General features: G+C 30.1%; 11 protein-coding genes and 1 pseudogene. 3 read left to right on the forward strand and 9 right to left on the reverse strand.

Translation table 11 applies throughout. The features are described 5' to 3' along the window. Positions 1–2,700, forward strand: a complete 2,700-nt coding sequence (locus tag Lupro_RS02380) for a S9 family peptidase (RefSeq protein ID WP_068205936.1) — start codon at positions 1–3, stop codon at positions 2,698–2,700. Positions 2,701–3,017: 317 nt separating this feature from the next. Here Lupro_RS02380 and guaB read toward each other — a convergent pair whose 3' ends face one another. From guaB to Lupro_RS02400, 4 genes and pseudogenes are all read right to left on the reverse strand, one after another. After that, complete coding sequence (gene guaB / locus Lupro_RS02385) at positions 3,018–4,487, reverse strand: IMP dehydrogenase (protein ID WP_068205937.1); 1,470 nt, start codon at positions 4,485–4,487, stop codon at positions 3,018–3,020. A 65-nt stretch (positions 4,488–4,552) separates the two neighbouring features. Continuing rightward, positions 4,553–6,061, reverse strand: coding sequence for a bifunctional metallophosphatase/5'-nucleotidase (locus Lupro_RS02390; protein WP_068205939.1), 1,509 nt, complete (start codon positions 6,059–6,061; stop codon positions 4,553–4,555). Between the two features lie 98 nt (positions 6,062–6,159). After that, entirely contained in the window at positions 6,160–6,846 is a 687-nt protein-coding gene (locus Lupro_RS02395; RefSeq protein WP_068205941.1) for an alpha/beta hydrolase family protein, read from the reverse strand. A gap of 56 nt (positions 6,847–6,902) precedes the next feature. Continuing rightward, a pseudogene (locus Lupro_RS02400) lies at positions 6,903–7,229 on the reverse strand (hydroxymethylglutaryl-CoA lyase); the annotation flags it as partial. 301 nt (positions 7,230–7,530) lie between these two features. Here Lupro_RS02400 and Lupro_RS02405 point away from each other — a divergent pair. Then, positions 7,531–8,010 (forward strand): YfaP family protein, encoded by a 480-nt coding sequence (locus Lupro_RS02405; protein WP_068205944.1) that lies wholly within the window; start codon positions 7,531–7,533, stop codon positions 8,008–8,010. 190 nt (positions 8,011–8,200) lie between these two features. Here Lupro_RS02405 and Lupro_RS02410 read toward each other — a convergent pair whose 3' ends face one another. From Lupro_RS02410 to recG, 5 genes are all read right to left on the reverse strand, one after another. Continuing rightward, positions 8,201–9,064, reverse strand: coding sequence for a hydroxymethylglutaryl-CoA lyase (locus Lupro_RS02410; RefSeq protein WP_068205945.1), 864 nt, complete (start codon positions 9,062–9,064; stop codon positions 8,201–8,203). 24 nt (positions 9,065–9,088) lie between these two features. Further along, positions 9,089–9,706 (reverse strand): LysE family translocator, encoded by a 618-nt coding sequence (locus Lupro_RS02415; RefSeq protein WP_227807467.1) that lies wholly within the window; start codon positions 9,704–9,706, stop codon positions 9,089–9,091. A gap of 1 nt (position 9,707) precedes the next feature. Beyond that, positions 9,708–10,763, reverse strand: a complete 1,056-nt coding sequence (locus Lupro_RS02420) for a quinone-dependent dihydroorotate dehydrogenase (RefSeq protein ID WP_068205947.1) — start codon at positions 10,761–10,763, stop codon at positions 9,708–9,710. Between the two features lie 384 nt (positions 10,764–11,147). After that, on the reverse strand, positions 11,148–13,574 hold the full coding sequence (pheT, locus tag Lupro_RS02425) for a phenylalanine--tRNA ligase subunit beta (RefSeq protein ID WP_068205949.1): 2,427 nt from the start codon (positions 13,572–13,574) through the stop codon (positions 11,148–11,150). A gap of 197 nt (positions 13,575–13,771) precedes the next feature. Next, positions 13,772–15,877: an ATP-dependent DNA helicase RecG gene (gene recG, locus Lupro_RS02430; RefSeq protein ID WP_068205950.1), complete on the reverse strand. Its 2,106-nt coding sequence runs from the start codon at positions 15,875–15,877 to the stop codon at positions 13,772–13,774. A gap of 90 nt (positions 15,878–15,967) precedes the next feature. Between recG and Lupro_RS02435 the strand changes: the two genes are divergently transcribed. Further along, positions 15,968–16,459, forward strand: coding sequence for a hypothetical protein (locus tag Lupro_RS02435; RefSeq protein ID WP_144439095.1), 492 nt, complete (start codon positions 15,968–15,970; stop codon positions 16,457–16,459). The last annotated feature ends 61 nt before the right edge of the window (positions 16,460–16,520 follow it).

The raw sequence follows: 16,520 nt of genomic DNA on the forward strand, positions 1-16,520 counted from the left end.
ATGGAAAATAAAAATTTATTCACCTTCTTATTCCTTATCATTACTTTCAATTTTATTGTGACTGCACAGGAAAAAGATAAAACACGTTGGACTCCTGAAGATATTATAAATACAGAATATATGAAGTCTGTTTCTGTATCTCCAAAAGGAAATATGATTGTGTGGACAAAAAAGAAGGCTGTAAAAAAGAAAGATAAATTTGTATCTGATATATATTTAACGCTATTAAATATTCAAGAAAAAGAAACTTTTAAAACTATACAACTTACATTTTCTGATGAGAATGATTTTAACCCTATTTTTTCTCAGAATGGAGAATCTATTTATTTTTTATCCGCTCGTGATAAAGGTAAAAAATTATGGAGAATGAGTATTTATGGTGGTGAAGCTGAAGAGGTGAAAGAATTTAAAAAAGGTATTTCAAATTTACAGTGGCAAAACGAAAATACCCTATTATTTCAATCGAATGAAGGTAAAACACTGTACGAAAAAGAGCTAGAAGAAATTAAAGATAACGTAACAGTAGTAGAAGATTCATTACACTGGAAACCAACTAGAGTTTATGCCTATAATTTGAAAGAAAAAACAATAAAACGCATAACAAATAATAAGAAGCCTTTAAGCGGTTTTGTTATTTCTCCCAATGGGAAATGGTTGGTTTATAGAAAGAATAGAAGTCGTAGCTACGCTTCAGATGCGCAAAAAGATCCTTTTAATTACCTTCAAAATTTAGAAACAGGAGACGTAAAACAAATAATAACCGATAGAGGTTTCCCATCTAATTCATTTCAATTTACTAGAGATAATAAAGGCTTTTACTTTACATCAACCTACGCTTCAAATCCAAAATGGAATGGAGCAGGTATTTCAGAACTCTATTATTATACAATTGCTACCAATTCATATAAAAAAGTAAATTTAAAGTGGAATTTAGGCATAGGACGTGGATATCAAGTTGTTGGAAACGATGCAATTGTAACATTAGCAAATAAAGCGTATTATAAATTGGCGTATTATAAAAAAAATGGAAATGCTTGGGTTAAATCATCTATTAATTTAGGAGCAAAGAACAATCATACTACCATACTTTCTGTTTCTAAAGATGGTTCAAAAGTAATTTATCAATATTCTACAGCTTCAAAATTACCTACTTATTACATTGCTGACATTAGCAAAAATAAATTTTTAAATGAAAAAGAAGTTGTAAAACTAAATAAAAAACTAGCTAAAAAACCAATTACAAAAAGTGAAGTAATGGTTTGGAAAGGTTACAATAATGAAGAAGTAGATGGTATTTTATATTATCCTTCAACTTATGAAAAAGGAAAACGGTACCCTTTAATTTTATCTATTCACGGTGGGCCAGCAGGTACTGATACGGATATGTGGAGCGAACGATGGAGTACTTATCCTAATATTTTAGCACAACGTGGTGCTTTTGTTTTAAAACCTAATTATCATGGTTCATCCAATCATGGGCTTTCGTTTGTAGAAAGTATCAAAGGGAATTATTACGAACCTGAGCTTGAAGATATAACCAAAGCTATTGCTATTTTAGATAAAAAAGGGTTGATTGATAGAAACCAAATGGGTACTATGGGATGGTCTAACGGTGCTATTTTAACTACAATGCTTACAGTTCGATTTCCTGATATGTTTAAATTTGCAGCACCTGGTGCTGGTGATGTTAACTGGACTTCAGATTATGGCACATGTAGATTTGGCGTTAGTTTTGATCAATCTTATTTTGGTGGTGCTCCTTGGGATGATGTAAATGGTAAATTTTACAATGAAAATTATATTATTAAATCTCCCCTATTTGAGATTGAAAAAATAAAAACACCTACCATTATTTTTCACGGTAGTAAAGATAGAGCTGTTCCACGTGATCAAGGATGGGAATATTATAGAGGTTTACAGCAAGTTGGTAAAGCTCCCGTTCGTTTTTTATGGTTTCCTAATCAACCGCATGGTTTAGGTAAAATTACACATCAATTGCGTAAAATGAAGGAAGAATTAGCTTGGATTGACACGTACTTGTTTACTAAAAATCCTTCAAAAAATGAGACCTTTAAAAAAGAGAGTCCGTTAGCACAACTTTTAGAAATTGAAAAAGCAGCTACAACTACAACTGGAAATTATGGTGTTTTATTCAATGGGAAATTAATTCCTGAAACCGTATTGGTCAAAAAAGATTCAATTGAAATAGCACGGTTTGAAGTTACAAATGCTCAATATAAATCGTATAATTCAATGCATAAATATAACGTTGGTTTGGATAACTACCCTGTTACAGTAAGTAAAACTGAAGCTACAAATTATGTACACTGGTTAAGTTCAATAACCAATAAGAAGTATAGATTGCCAAATTTAGCAGAAGCTAAAAATTTACATAAAAAAGCATTTAAGGCAGCTAAAAATGAAAACACCTTAAATTACTGGGCTGGTTATGCCATTACTATTGATGAAGTAAGGCAATTTAACAACAAACTAGAGGAAGTGAATACAAATTTATTTAAAAAGGTTGGAGAATTTAAAGGTACATCTATTGTATCTGCAAAAATTTATGATTTAGGAGGGAATGTTGCTGAATATTATGATAATGGTATTTATGGTTATAGTGCTTACGACTTTTATGATGCTAATAATTCTGAAATGCTTACTAGTAAGCATGTAGGTATTCGAGTTATTAAAGAATAATTAAAATTTAACCCAGTTATTTTTATTTATACTCTTTTTAAGGTAGTATCTAAAGTTCGTAATTTATATTCACGAGATTACTTCAATTGTACCTCTTTTGCAATGATACGGTTGGTGATTGCATTGTTATTCTTAAATTTTGTATGTGTTAAGGATAGTAGTGACATCCTTTTTAGGCATCGACTAAAAAGATATAGCGGATAGCCTGACCCGATAGGGGAACACCCAAAAAATGATGACTGAGGTTTTTATTTAGCTGCATAATACGAATAAGTGTTGCCTAATATTATTCTATTTTAGATTGTTTATTTATTAAGTTATCTTGAGTAATTAGGCGCTTCCTTGGTTATAGTTACATCGTGAGGGTGGCTTTCTCGCATACCGGCAGAAGTAATTTTAACAAATTTTGCTTGTTTTTGAGCTGCTATATTTTTAGCTCCACAGTACCCCATACCTGCACGTAATCCTCCTATAAATTGATGCATTGTTTCATGTAATTCGCCTTTGTAGGGTACTCTTCCTACAATACCTTCAGGAACTAGTTTTTTAATATCTGCTTCTACATCTTGAAAATAACGATCTTTTGATCCTTTCTCCATTGCTTCAACAGAGCCCATTCCTCTATACGATTTAAATTTTCTTCCTTCAAAAATAATAGTTTCACCTGGAGATTCTTTAGTTCCAGCCAACAAAGAACCTAACATTACACTATCAGCTCCTGCAGCAATTGCTTTTGGAATGTCACCTGTATAACGAACACCTCCATCGGCAATAACAGGAACTCCTGTGCCTCTAATTGCTTCAGCAACTTCAATAATAGCAGAAAGTTGTGGATAACCTACACCAGCAACTACACGTGTTGTACAAATTGAACCAGGGCCAATACCAACTTTTACGGCATCTGCACCAGCTTCTACCAAATATTTTGCAGCTTCTGCAGTAGCAATATTTCCAACAACAATATCAGTAGTAGGATATGTAGCTTTAATTTCTTTTAAAATAGTTACCACACTTTTTGTATGCCCGTGAGCTGTATCAATTACCAACGCATCAACACCTACTTTAATGAGTGCTTCAGCTCTTTCAAATGCATCTCCAGTAACTCCAATGGCTGCTGCAACACACAAACGTCCATACTTATCTTTATTTGCATCGGGGTTTTCAATTACCTTAATAATATCTCTATACGTTATCAATCCAACTAATTTATAGTTTTCGTTTACAACAGGTAATTTTTCAATTTTATTTTCTTGCAAAACAAGTTCAGCTTGTTTTAGTGAAGTTCCTTCTGGCACAGTAACCAAATTTTTAGAAGTCATAACTTCAGAAATTTTACGTTTATTGTCATTTTCAAAACGCAAGTCTCTATTAGTAATAATACCTATAAGTGTTCCTTCACTGTTAATTACAGGAATACCTCCAATACCGTATTCTCGCATTAAGCTTTTTGCTTTAAGCACTGTTTCATTTTTTGTTATAGTAACAGGTTCTAAAATCATACCTGATTCAGAGCGCTTCACCTTTTTTACTTCTTTGGCTTGCTTTTTAATAGACATATTTTTGTGTAAAACGCCTATACCTCCTACTCTGGCCATAGCAATTGCCATTTCAGATTCTGTTACTGTATCCATAGCCGCTGAGACTACAGGTACATTTAGTGTAATATTTTTTGTGAATTTTGCTTGAATATTTACCTCGCGTGGTAAAACTTCTGAAAATGCCGGAATTAATAGTACGTCATCGTAAGTTAAACCTTCTCCTACGAATTTTGAAGTGTGTGAAATCATATTGCAATCAACTTAGAAATTAATTGCGAGCAAATTTAAACTAATTATATTAAATAATTGATTTTTTATAAACTTTTTAGATATATAATTATAGCTTTTCGAATATCTTTTGCTATCGCTGTATCTTCATTTTGATAAATTTTAACAACATCTTTGTTTTCAGGTTTTAAAAACGGTATATCAAATCCTTTCAGCAAATAATCACTAAAGGCTACAGTATAAATTTTAGCATCAATAATTGCTTTGTTATTTACCAACCACTTTTTAGTTATTTTATCATAAGTTGCGTTATAGCGTTGTAAATAAGTGCCTTTTCCAGCTTTTAGCCTACCGTAATTTAATACTTTTTTTAGTAAACGTCCTTTTAATTCAACTTTCAATACTTCACCACCAAAGGGTAAAACTCTAAAAATATCTATGCCTGTAATATCTCCCTGTAGTTCATCATCTATTCTTATAGATCCACCATTTACCAATGCGCAATCAACCTTATTATCAAAACTATAAGCCATTGCTTTTGTAATTAGCAAGCCTAAATTTGTTTGCTTACTTCTAATAGGTGTATCTCTTCCATCTAATGGATTAATTGCTGAATAAATTACTTCATTTGGATTAGGAAGAATTTCTTTAATTTTTTCATCGAGTAATACATTCCATTTCTGAACAATATTATCAACTTTTGTGTTTACTCCTATTTCTTTTGTAATTGGTATTAACGCTGAATTTATTGTAGTTTCTTTTGTTTTAATATTGTAAGAAATTCGGTGTACATAAACCGTTTTAGCATTCGCATCAGCTTTTGTGATTTTAGAAGTTCCAACAGGAACAGACATATGCACATGTTCATGACCTCCCATAATTAATGGTACTTTAGGAAACATGTTTGCAAGCATTTTATCTTGCTCAATAGTAACATGTGTAAGTCCGAAAACGATAGCTGTCTTTGGTTCTAAGGTATTGTATGCATATTTTGCTGATTCATAAAAATCACCATAGTCTACATAATCTTTCGGATTTGCATTTATTGTAGCGCTAAAAAAACCTATATTTATTGATTTCCCTTCTTTGTTTTTAATATTGAAAATAACTGTTTTAGGGAGTTCTTTATAGATACTATCTTTAAAAATAGTAAAAGGTTTACTAGTTCCATCCTTAAATTTATGAACAGGATTTGTGGCAATCCACTGAAAGTTTGATTCATTTAAACGCTGTTGAAATTCTTGTTCATTTAAATCAAATTCATGATTTCCTAAAGCAACTAAATCAAAATTCATAGCGTTCATAACTTCAATCATTTGCTTTCCTTTAATACGCTCTCCTTTGTATTTAATTGTTCCTAACAGAGATGGATTTAAAAAATCTCCTGCCATAAACATAAAAGTATTGGGATTCTCTTTTAATAAATTTTGATGTAATTTTTCAACTCTTGCCATTCCTCCTACTTTACCACCTTCTAAAGGTGCTATTTCATACACATCATTTAGTTGTAAAAAAGTAAATTCAACAACATTATTTTCTTTTGAACAAGAAACCAATAAACTTAAACTTATTAAAATATAAAGTGCTTTTTTCATACTATTTTTTAAAGAAAAACAAAGTTATACTTATTAATTTATTTAAAAAAAATGTAGGGAGAAAATTTTTTCTAAAATTTGAGCTTCTAAATTACTTGCTAGTAGTCAGGTATGTTTAAAAAATTAAGAATGAGATTGATAAGTTCTTCTCTATGCTCAGATCTAAACATATTTTGGGCATGGGATGCTCCTGAGAATATTTTTAGTTCTTTAGGCTTACTTGATTCGGTGTATATTTTATTTACACGAGTAAAAAGACGTTCATTTTTAGAAACTACAAATAACTTTTTTATAGACTTACTTGTAATTCCATCACCACCTGCAGGTGCAAGTAGTATTACTTTATTTATAACTTTATCGGTTTTTGTATTTAGCGCATTTAAAACTGCTGCACCTCCCATACTTCCTCCTACAATTGCAATTTGATTAAAGCCTTTTTCTTTTAAAAAATTAATGGCTCCTAATATATCTAATGAGCGTTTATTGGTACTTCCTTTTTTACTTTTTCCATACCCCCTAAAGTCTATACAAAAAGACGAAACACCCTCTTTTTGTAATTTTTTAGCCATAAAATACCAACTTTCTTTATTGAAAATTGCTCCATGAGCAAAAATAACCACAAGCTTTTTATTTCCTTTGAAGAATGAAGCCTCAATAGTTCCTCCATCTTCAGTATGATAATTCACCAATTTAAAATGGGTAGTATCAACAACCTTTTTAGATTGTGCATTTAAGCTTCCTAAAAAAAGGAACAAAAACATAATGTGTACATATTTATTTTTCATTTTGTGTTTATATTAAGTGTGCGATTATAAATAATGACAATATAAATGTAATAACTTTAAATAACGTTAAAAATCTTTAAAGCTTCATTGTAGGCGCTTTCAAAACTCATGGCATTAATTCCTGTAAAAGCCTTTTGCTGTTGGAAATAAGAAAATAATTTTTCGGTTGGTATATTTCCCGTGAGTTCATCTTTAGCCTTAGGGCAACCACCATAACCTTTAATTGCACCATCAAATCTGCTACATCCTGCTTTAAACGCAGCATCAACTTTTTCAAACCAAGTTGATGGTGTAGAGCTACCTACTGTATCTGATAATAATAAAATGGTAATACCCATTTTTGATAGTTTATCAGTCCAATCAGATACAATTTCAACATTCCAAGTTGGGTTAATATCGTAGTTGTAGTAATAGCAATTTTAAGTGTTGTTGCGTATTTTAAAAAGAAAAAATTTAAGCTTAATTAAGTTTTAATTTATATTAAAAAGACTCTCAAATATTAGATCAGTTTTGAGAGTCTTTTTTTGAAAATTACAAATGGAATTTCCTATTACTATTAACAGCTAATACTAATTATTAAACTATTGATAATCAGTATAAATTAGCGTGAAAATTCTAAAATAATAATTAAATTAAATGATTTTTAATTAAATTTGAGTCATATAATCTTTAAAATTAATTATTATGAAAATTGTTTTTTTACAAATTATGGTCGCCTTTACTATTGTTCTTTTACTAAATTCTTGTAGTAAAGACAAAAACAATGAATCTGATGAGCCTGTTTTGGTTGGTATGGATGGAAACCCTAGATTTAATTTACAATTTACAAATCCCGACAATGTTGATTTAGATTTGTATGTTAAAACTCCTAGCGGAGCCATCATTTCTTATTCAAGTCCACAGGCAGATGGTGGCACATTGGATGTTGACTGTTTATGCTCGGATTGTCCTCAAGGGCCTACTGAAAATATTTATTGGACAAATGGTAGCGCTCCATCTGGAACCTATGAATATTGGGTTAATTATTATGACTATTGTGAATCTGAAGGTGCTCAGTCTAGCTTTACATTAAGAGTAATTCAAAATGGAGTTGTAAAAGGCACAAAAACTGGAACGATGAGTGTTGTTGATAGCGATACTGAACATTGGACTTTTGTACAATAAGAAAATTTAATTAAAAAAGCTGCTTAAAAATAAATCTAGGTAGCTTTTTTTTTATAACATCAGAATCATTAAGTTTTAAAAATTTGTAAAGAAAAACATAATGTGTACATATTTATTTTTCATTTTGTGTTTATATTAAGTGTGCGATTATAAATAATGACAATATATGCTATTAAAAAATGTAATAACTTTAAATAACGTTAAAAATCTTTAAAGCCTCATTGTAGGCGCTTTCAAAACTCATAGCATTAATTCCTGTAAAAGCCTTTTGCTGTTGGAAATAAGAAAATAATTTTTCGGTTGGCATATTTCCCGTGAGTTCATCTTTAGCCATAGGGCAACCACCATAACCTTTAATTGCACCATCAAATCTGCTACATCCTGCTTTAAACGCAGCATCAACTTTTTCAAACCAAGTTGATGGTGTTGTATGTAAATGGGCTCCAAACTCTATATTTGGATAAGCTGGAATTAAATTTGAAAACAAATAGTCAATAATTTGTGGTGTAGAGCTACCTACTGTATCTGATAATGATAAAATGGTAATACCCATTTTTGATAGTTTATCAGTCCAATCAGATACAATTTCAACATTCCAAGGGTCACCATAAGGATTTCCAAAGCCCATAGATAAGTAAGCTACAACTTCTTTATTGGTTTTAACTGAGATATTTAAAAGTTTATCTAAAATTGCTATCGATTGCGCTATTGTTTTACCAGTATTACGCATTTGAAAATTTTCTGAAATAGAAAAAGGGTATCCTAAATAATTTATTTCTTCAAATTGCGAAGCATCTTCACCACCTCTAACGTTTGCAACAATTGCCAATAATTTGCTCTCTGTATTACTTAAATCTAATTTGGTAAGTACCTCTGCCGTATCACGCATTTGAGGAATGGCTTTTGGAGAAACAAAACTTCCAAAATCAATAGTATCAAAACCAACTCTCAATAACGCATTAATGTATTGAACCTTGGCTTCAGTAGGTATAAAATGTGATTTTATACCTTGCATAGCATCTCTTGGACATTCTATAATTTTCACACTTTGCATCTATGGTCAAATATACAAAACCAATTAAGACAATACTATAAAAATAGCAATTGCAACAAAGATTAAAATTTTAAACCATTTTAGCTTTGTATTAAAAGTTGGATGATTTTTTAAATAGGAAGCAAAATAGCCTGACAGAAAAGAAACCATTGAAAAAATTAATAAAGCTTGAAACATAAATAAGATTCCTAATACATAAAATTGAATTACTGTATTTTGTGTAGTACTGTATAAAAATCCTGGAAAAAAGGCTAAAAAGAAGATAGAAACTTTAGGGTTTAAAACGTTCATTATAAAACCTTGCTTATACAAATTTCTTAAATTTTTCTTTTTTACTTCTGAATCTAAAAAAATTTCATCTGCAGATTTATAGGTTTGAAATGCTAAATATATTAAGTAAAAAGCGCCAAACAATTTGATTGTAAAATATAAATTTTCAGATTGTTTTAGTATTGCTGAAACCCCAAAAGCAACTAAAGATGTGTGAATTAGAATTCCTGACACAAGACCAAGTGCAGTAACTATTCCATATTTTTTTCCATTAGTAATACTTTGAACTAATACATAAATAATATCTGGCCCAGGCATTATTGTCAACAGCATTGAAGCTCCAATAAATGATATAAGGATTTCGTAATTCAAATCAATTTTTTATTTCTTTAAGCATTTCACGTTTAAGAATAGCCTTGTTAATTTGTTTAATTAAAACTGGACCTTCGTAAATAAAACCTGTGAAAATTTGAATTAAATCGGCTCCTGCATTTAATTTCTCTAATGCATCTTCCGCTGAATGAATTCCACCTACTCCAATTATAGGGAATGCTTTATTTGACTTTTTAGCTAAATATTTAATAACTTCCGTACTTCTATCGTTAATAGGTTTTCCGCTCAATCCTCCATTTCCTATTTTTTCTAATTCCCTTTCTGAAATTTTTAATCCTTCTCTATGCACCGATGTATTTGAAGCTATAACACCATCAATTTTGGTTTTTATAACCACTGCAATAATTTCATCCAATTGAATTTTATTTAAATCTGGTGCAATTTTTAATAAAATTGGTTTTTGCTGCTGAAACTTTTTATTTTCTTCCTGAATAGCTGTAATAAGTTCAATTAAATAATCCTTATCATTTAATTTAGCATGACTATTTACGTTTGGACAGCTAATATTCAATACAAAATAGTCTACATAAGGGTGTAATTCTTGAAAACACGTTAAGTAATCTTCTGTATAATTAGTAGGTAAAGTAGTTGTATTTTTGCCAATATTCCCACCAATTATTATTTTTCCTTTGTTCTTTTTTAAATTTTTAACAGCTGCGAAAACGCCTTTATTATTAAATCCCATTCGGTTTACAATAGCCTTATCCGCTTTCAGCCTAAACAATCTCTTTTTAGGGTTTCCTTCTTGTAATTTTGGAGTTACTGTACCAATTTCAATAAATCCAAAACCAAAATTTGCGAATTCATTATATAAAATTGCATTTTTGTCAAACCCTGCTGCTAACCCTACAGGGTTTTTAAATGTTAAACCAAATAAATTTCTCTCTAGCCTTTTATCTTCAACGGTATATATTTTTCTTATAAAAAATGAAATTCCCGGAATTTTAAAAAGGTTTTTTATAAGAACAAAAGTAAAATGATGAACTTTTTCAGGATCAAATAAAAAAAATAACGGACGAATAATTCGTTTATACATTGAATTTAATTTCTGTAAAAATAAAAAATACTTTCATCTAAAAACAATACTTATAGTATAAACCTTTTAAAATACCAATTATTTTTTTGTGTAGGTATTAATTATAGAGTTATTGACACTTACATTTCCTATATGTTTTACTCTCTAATTTGCATATACGATTTAGGGTGCAAACAAGCTGGACAACTTCTAATGCTCTTTTACTTTCATAAACATATCCACAATTAATACATTTCCTCCAAACTTTTTCATCTTTTATAAATACGTTGTCTTCCGAAATATTTTGAAGTAATTTTAAATATATCCTTTCATGTTCAGCCTCAACGCTGGCAATTATTCTATGGGCGATTAATGACCTATTAACTATTATTTCTGAAAAACTTTTTAGCGTAAAGTAGCACCTATATTTTTTTCAAATGTAAGTTGTAGCTTTTGCATTATTTTGTCTATCTGCTTATCGTTTAATGTTTTATTATTATCTTGAATTAAAAAGCTAACAGCATATGATTTTTTCCCTTTTTCTAAGTTATCACCTTCATAAACATCAAATAAATCAACTTCTTTTAAAAAGTTTTTTTCAGCCTGAAAAGCCAAGTTATAAATCTCATCAAAAGTTACTTTTTCATCTACTAATAAAGCAAAATCTCTCTTAACTGCTTGAAATTTTGATAATTCTGAAACTTTCACCTTCGATTTACCTCCAATTTTTAATATATTTTCCCAATTAAAATCTGCAAATAAAACTTCTTGTTTTATATCAAATTCTTTTAAAATAGAAAATTTAACAACCCCTAAATCTACTAATTTAGTTTTGCCCAAACTCAATGTAATTCCTTCTGAAAAGACATCATTTTTAGTTAGTGTTGTTTTTGTTTTTTGAATACCCAAGCGTTGTAACAACGCTGAAACAACACCTTTGAGATAGAAAAAATCTGATTTTTTCTGAGTTATATTCCAACCATTCTTTGTTCTTTTACCAGTTATAAAAAGTGTTAAGTGTTTTTGCTCATTGTAACCACTTTCAAAGTGGTGATATGTTTTGCCAAATTCAAAGAATTTTAATGAGTTATTTTTTCTGTTAATATTGTAAATAACAGACTCTAACCCACTGAATAATAACGACTGACGCATTACACCTAAATCACTACTTAAAGGATTCAGCATAACTACATTGTGTTCTTCTTTTAGCATTTCACTTAACGAAATATAATCTGATTTTGTTAAAGAATTAGCCATAGTTTCATTAAACCCTTGAGAAATTAATTGCGTAGCAACAATATTTTCAATCTTCACATTATTAAAATCAGAAAAAGAAATAGAGGTATTTAACTTGTGTGAAAACTCTACATTATTGTAGCCATACACGCGCAATATTTCTTCAATTACATCGGCTTCTCTAGTAACATCTACTCTGTAAGAAGGGACTGTTAATCCTATACCACCATCTGTAACACTATTAAATTTAATATCTAATGATGCTAAAATATTTTTCACTGTTTCTCTTGGTATTTTTGCTCCAATTAACCGATCCATTTTTTCATAAGATAAAAATACTTGGTGATCTTCAATTTTAGTAGGATATAAATCTACAATCTCTGAAGATACTTTACCTCCTGCAACCTCTAAAATTAAGTTTGTAGCACGTTTTAAAGCGTATTTGGCAATATTTGGATCAATTCCTCTTTCAAATCTAAAAGAGGCATCTGTATTTAAAGCATGCCTTTTTGCTGTTTTTCGGATTGTAACTGGGTTAAAGTAGGCACTTTCTAAAAAAATTGAGGCAGTATTATTTGTAACTCCAGAATCAATCCCTCCAAAAACACCTGCAATACATAAAGGTTCTTCATTTCCGTTACAAATCATTAAATCTTCTTCATGTAACAAACGTTCAACTCCATCAAGAGTTGTGAATTTAGTCCCGTTTGACAGTGTTTTTACAATTATTTTATTTCCTTTTACCTTAGAAGCATCAAAAGCATGTAAAGGTTGTCCTAATTCATGCAATACATAGTTAGTTACATCAACTACATTATTTATAGGTGTTAAACCTATTGCTTTCAATTTGGTTTGAAGCCACTTTGGAGAGTCTTTAACCGTTAAATCTGAGATTGTAATTCCAACATAACGAGGTGCTTTATCTATATTTTCAACTTCAACATCAAATTTTAATGTTCTGTCATCTACTCTAAAATCACTTACTGAAGGGGAAATTAACTCTAAAGCAATTTCTTTATGCAATAACCCAGCTCTTAAATCTCGAGCCACACCAAAATGACTCATAGCATCGGCACGGTTTGGAGTTAGCCCAATTTCAAAAACTTCATCAGATTCTATATTAAATACTTCTGCAGCTTTTGTTCCTGCTTCAATAGCATCATCTAGCACTAAAATTCCTTCATGGCTACTTCCTAATCCAAGTTCATCTTCAGCGCAAATCATTCCTAAACTTTCTTCGCCTCGTATTTTTCCTTTCTTAATTTTAAATCCTTTTCCCTTTGCATCATATAAAGTAGAACCAATGGTAACTACGGGTACTGTTTGCCCGGCAGCTACATTAGGAGCTCCACAAACAATTTGTACAGGTTCTCCGTTACCTAAATCTACCGTTGTAACTTTTAATCTATCTGCATTTGGGTGTTGATTACAAGTTAATATTTTACCTATAACAACACCTTCTAAACTTCCTTTAATAGATTCTACAGTTTCAATCCCTTCAACCTCAAGTCCTAAATCGGTTAACAATTCACCTGTTTTTTCTGCTTCCCAATCAACTTTTAAAAATTGTTTTAACCAATTGTATGATATTTTCATCCTTTATGCTTTTTTTCGATTTGCAAAGATAAAAAATAGAATTAAGTTGTTGAATTGTTTGGTCGTTTATTTACTATTAAAGATTTTATGTATTTCTAAAATAGTAAATTGTTGTTTGTTATTTCAAATTTTAATGGTGCAATTTGCAATTGTTATTACCAACGCAGTGAAGTAATCTTATGAATTGGAACTGCTATTTAACTAATATTTGACCAAATAGTACTGTTCTTACTAAGTTCTTGGTAGGCTGCTCTAATAAAAATATTCTCTGGAGATTTTAATATAGGATCCACTGTTAATAAATCAATAGCAAATTTTCTAGCAGTTTTTAATAATTGAGCATCTTTAACAATATCAGCAATTCTCAAGTTTAATGCCCCACTTTGCTGAGTTCCCATTATATTTCCAGGGCCACGCAGTTTTAAATCTACTTCAGCTATTTTAAAACCATCACTGGTTTCAACCATTGTATTTAAACGGATTTTAGCCTCGTTTGATAATTTAAAACTAGTCATTAAAATACAATAACTTTGTTCTGCTCCTCGTCCTACTCTACCTCTTAGCTGATGTAATTGCGATAAACCAAAACGCTCTGCACTTTCAATAACCATAACACTCGCATTTGGAATGTTTACGCCTACTTCAATCACAGTAGTTGCCACCATTATTTGTGTTTCTCCTTTTATAAAACGTTGCATTTCGTATTCCTTATCAGCTGGCTTCATTTTGCCATGAACAATACTTATTTGATAATCTGGTTTTTGAAATTCCCTTGAAATACTTTCATAGCCATCCATTAAATCTTTATAATCCATAGCTTCAGATTCATTTATTAAAGGATACACTATATAAACTTGCCTTCCTTTAGCTATTTCTTCTTTTAAAAATTTAAAAACTGATAATCGGTTTGCATCATATCTATGTGCGGTTTTAACTTCTTTTCGTCCCGGAGGTAATTCATCAATTACAGAAATATCTAAATCTCCATACACACTCATTGCTAACGTACGTGGTATGGGTGTGGCTGTCATTACTAAAATATGAGGTGGTAATTCATTCTTTTGCCATAATTTAGAGCGTTGAGCAACTCCAAAACGGTGTTGTTCATCAATAATAGCAATTCCTAAATTGTTGAATTTTACTTTGTCTTCAATTAACGCATGTGTTCCAATTAAAATATCCAATTCACCCGATTCTAATGCTGCATGTAATATTCTTCGTTCTTTAACTTTTACTGAGCCTGTTAACAATTTCACAGAAATATTCATTCCTTTTAAAAGCTCAACTAACGAATTATAATGTTGTGTTGCTAAAATTTCTGTTGGCGCCATTAAAGCCGCTTGAAATCCGTTATCTATTGCTATAAGCATTGTTAATAAAGCAACAATTGTTTTACCTGAACCTACATCACCTTGTAATAATCTATTCATTTGTGCATTTGAACCAATATCTTTTCGAATTTCTTTCAATACCTTTTTTTGAGCATTTGTTAAGTCAAAAGGCAATTTATTTTTATAAAAATTATTGAAATGTTCACCTACTTTTTCAAAATTAAAACCTTTAATTTTTGCCTTTCTAACAATTTTTTTCCTTATTAATTGTAGCTGTATAAAAAATAATTCTTCAAATTTTAATCGTTGCTGTGCCTTCGTTAATAATTCTTGTTTTTTTGGGAAATGGATATTAAATAATGCCTCACTTTTAGAAATTAAATCTAAATTATCAATAATTGATTTTGATAATGTTTCTTTAAATTCCAAACCTAATTCTTTAAATAAATGCTGAATCATTTTTGAAACCAGCCTATTTGAAATCCCTTTATTAGTAAGTTTTTCAGTTGAAGCATATATTGGCTGCATAGCTGTTCTTAAACTTTTTTTATAAGTTTCTAACAATTCCATCTCAGGATGAGCCATTGTAACCACCCCATTAAAAGAATTAACTTTACCAAAAACAACATAGGGTGTATTTATTTTTACAGCATCTTTTATCCATTTAATTCCTCTAAACCAAACCAGTTCCATAAAACCAGTTTCGTCTCTAAAAGTAGCAACCAACCTACTTCCTCTTTTTTGTTTAACCGTTTTAATATTGGTTATTTTTCCTATTATTTGAATTTCTGAATAATTTTGTTGTAACTGATTAATTTTAAAAAATTGTGTTCTGTCTATATACCTATTAGGAAAAAAGTTAAGCAAATCACCAAAAGTATGTATTCCCAATTCGGTTTTTAACAAATCTGCTCGGTTAGGGCCAACACCTTTTAAATACGAGATAGAAGTATTTAAATTATATAACGACATTTATTTTATTTAAACACGAAGGTAATAATTCAAACAGCAAAAAAAAATTATTGCAATTTTAATGTATCTTTATTGCTAGTTATGCGCCAAATGAAAACAGATGAAATTAAAGAATTGGTAAGAAAGAAACGTTTCTTAATTGAATCTTTTTACTATTCAATAACACTAAATAAAAACAACTCGCGAGATAATGCTTTAGGAATGGCTGTAACTACGCATTTTTTACAAGCTATAATAATAGAGTTAATAATTAAAACTCTTTTCGAATTGAATTGTAAAGAAACTGCTCCATATTCTCATAATATTTTAAAAATATTCAACAATTTGAATCAAGATACGAGAAGCGAACTTGTCATATTATACGATAGAGCAAGAATAAGAAAGCAAGAAATGTTTAAAAAATTCGCAATACCTGATGTTCAGTTTCATCCGCTCGAAAAAGTGCTTAAAAATAACGAATTAACAATTAAGAACTTCAAATATGATGCTATGGGAAATGACAGTAACTCTTCATTAGATGGCATGTTTATGACTGACGTTTTTACGCTTTTCGATTTAAAAATTAAAGAATTCGGCGCATAACACTATATAGCATATAATCTTTAGATTGAATTTGTAAAAACAAATTAGCTTTTTTGTAAAA

Source organism: Lutibacter profundi (assembly GCF_001543325.1).
Classification (GTDB): domain Bacteria; phylum Bacteroidota; class Bacteroidia; order Flavobacteriales; family Flavobacteriaceae; genus Lutibacter; species Lutibacter profundi.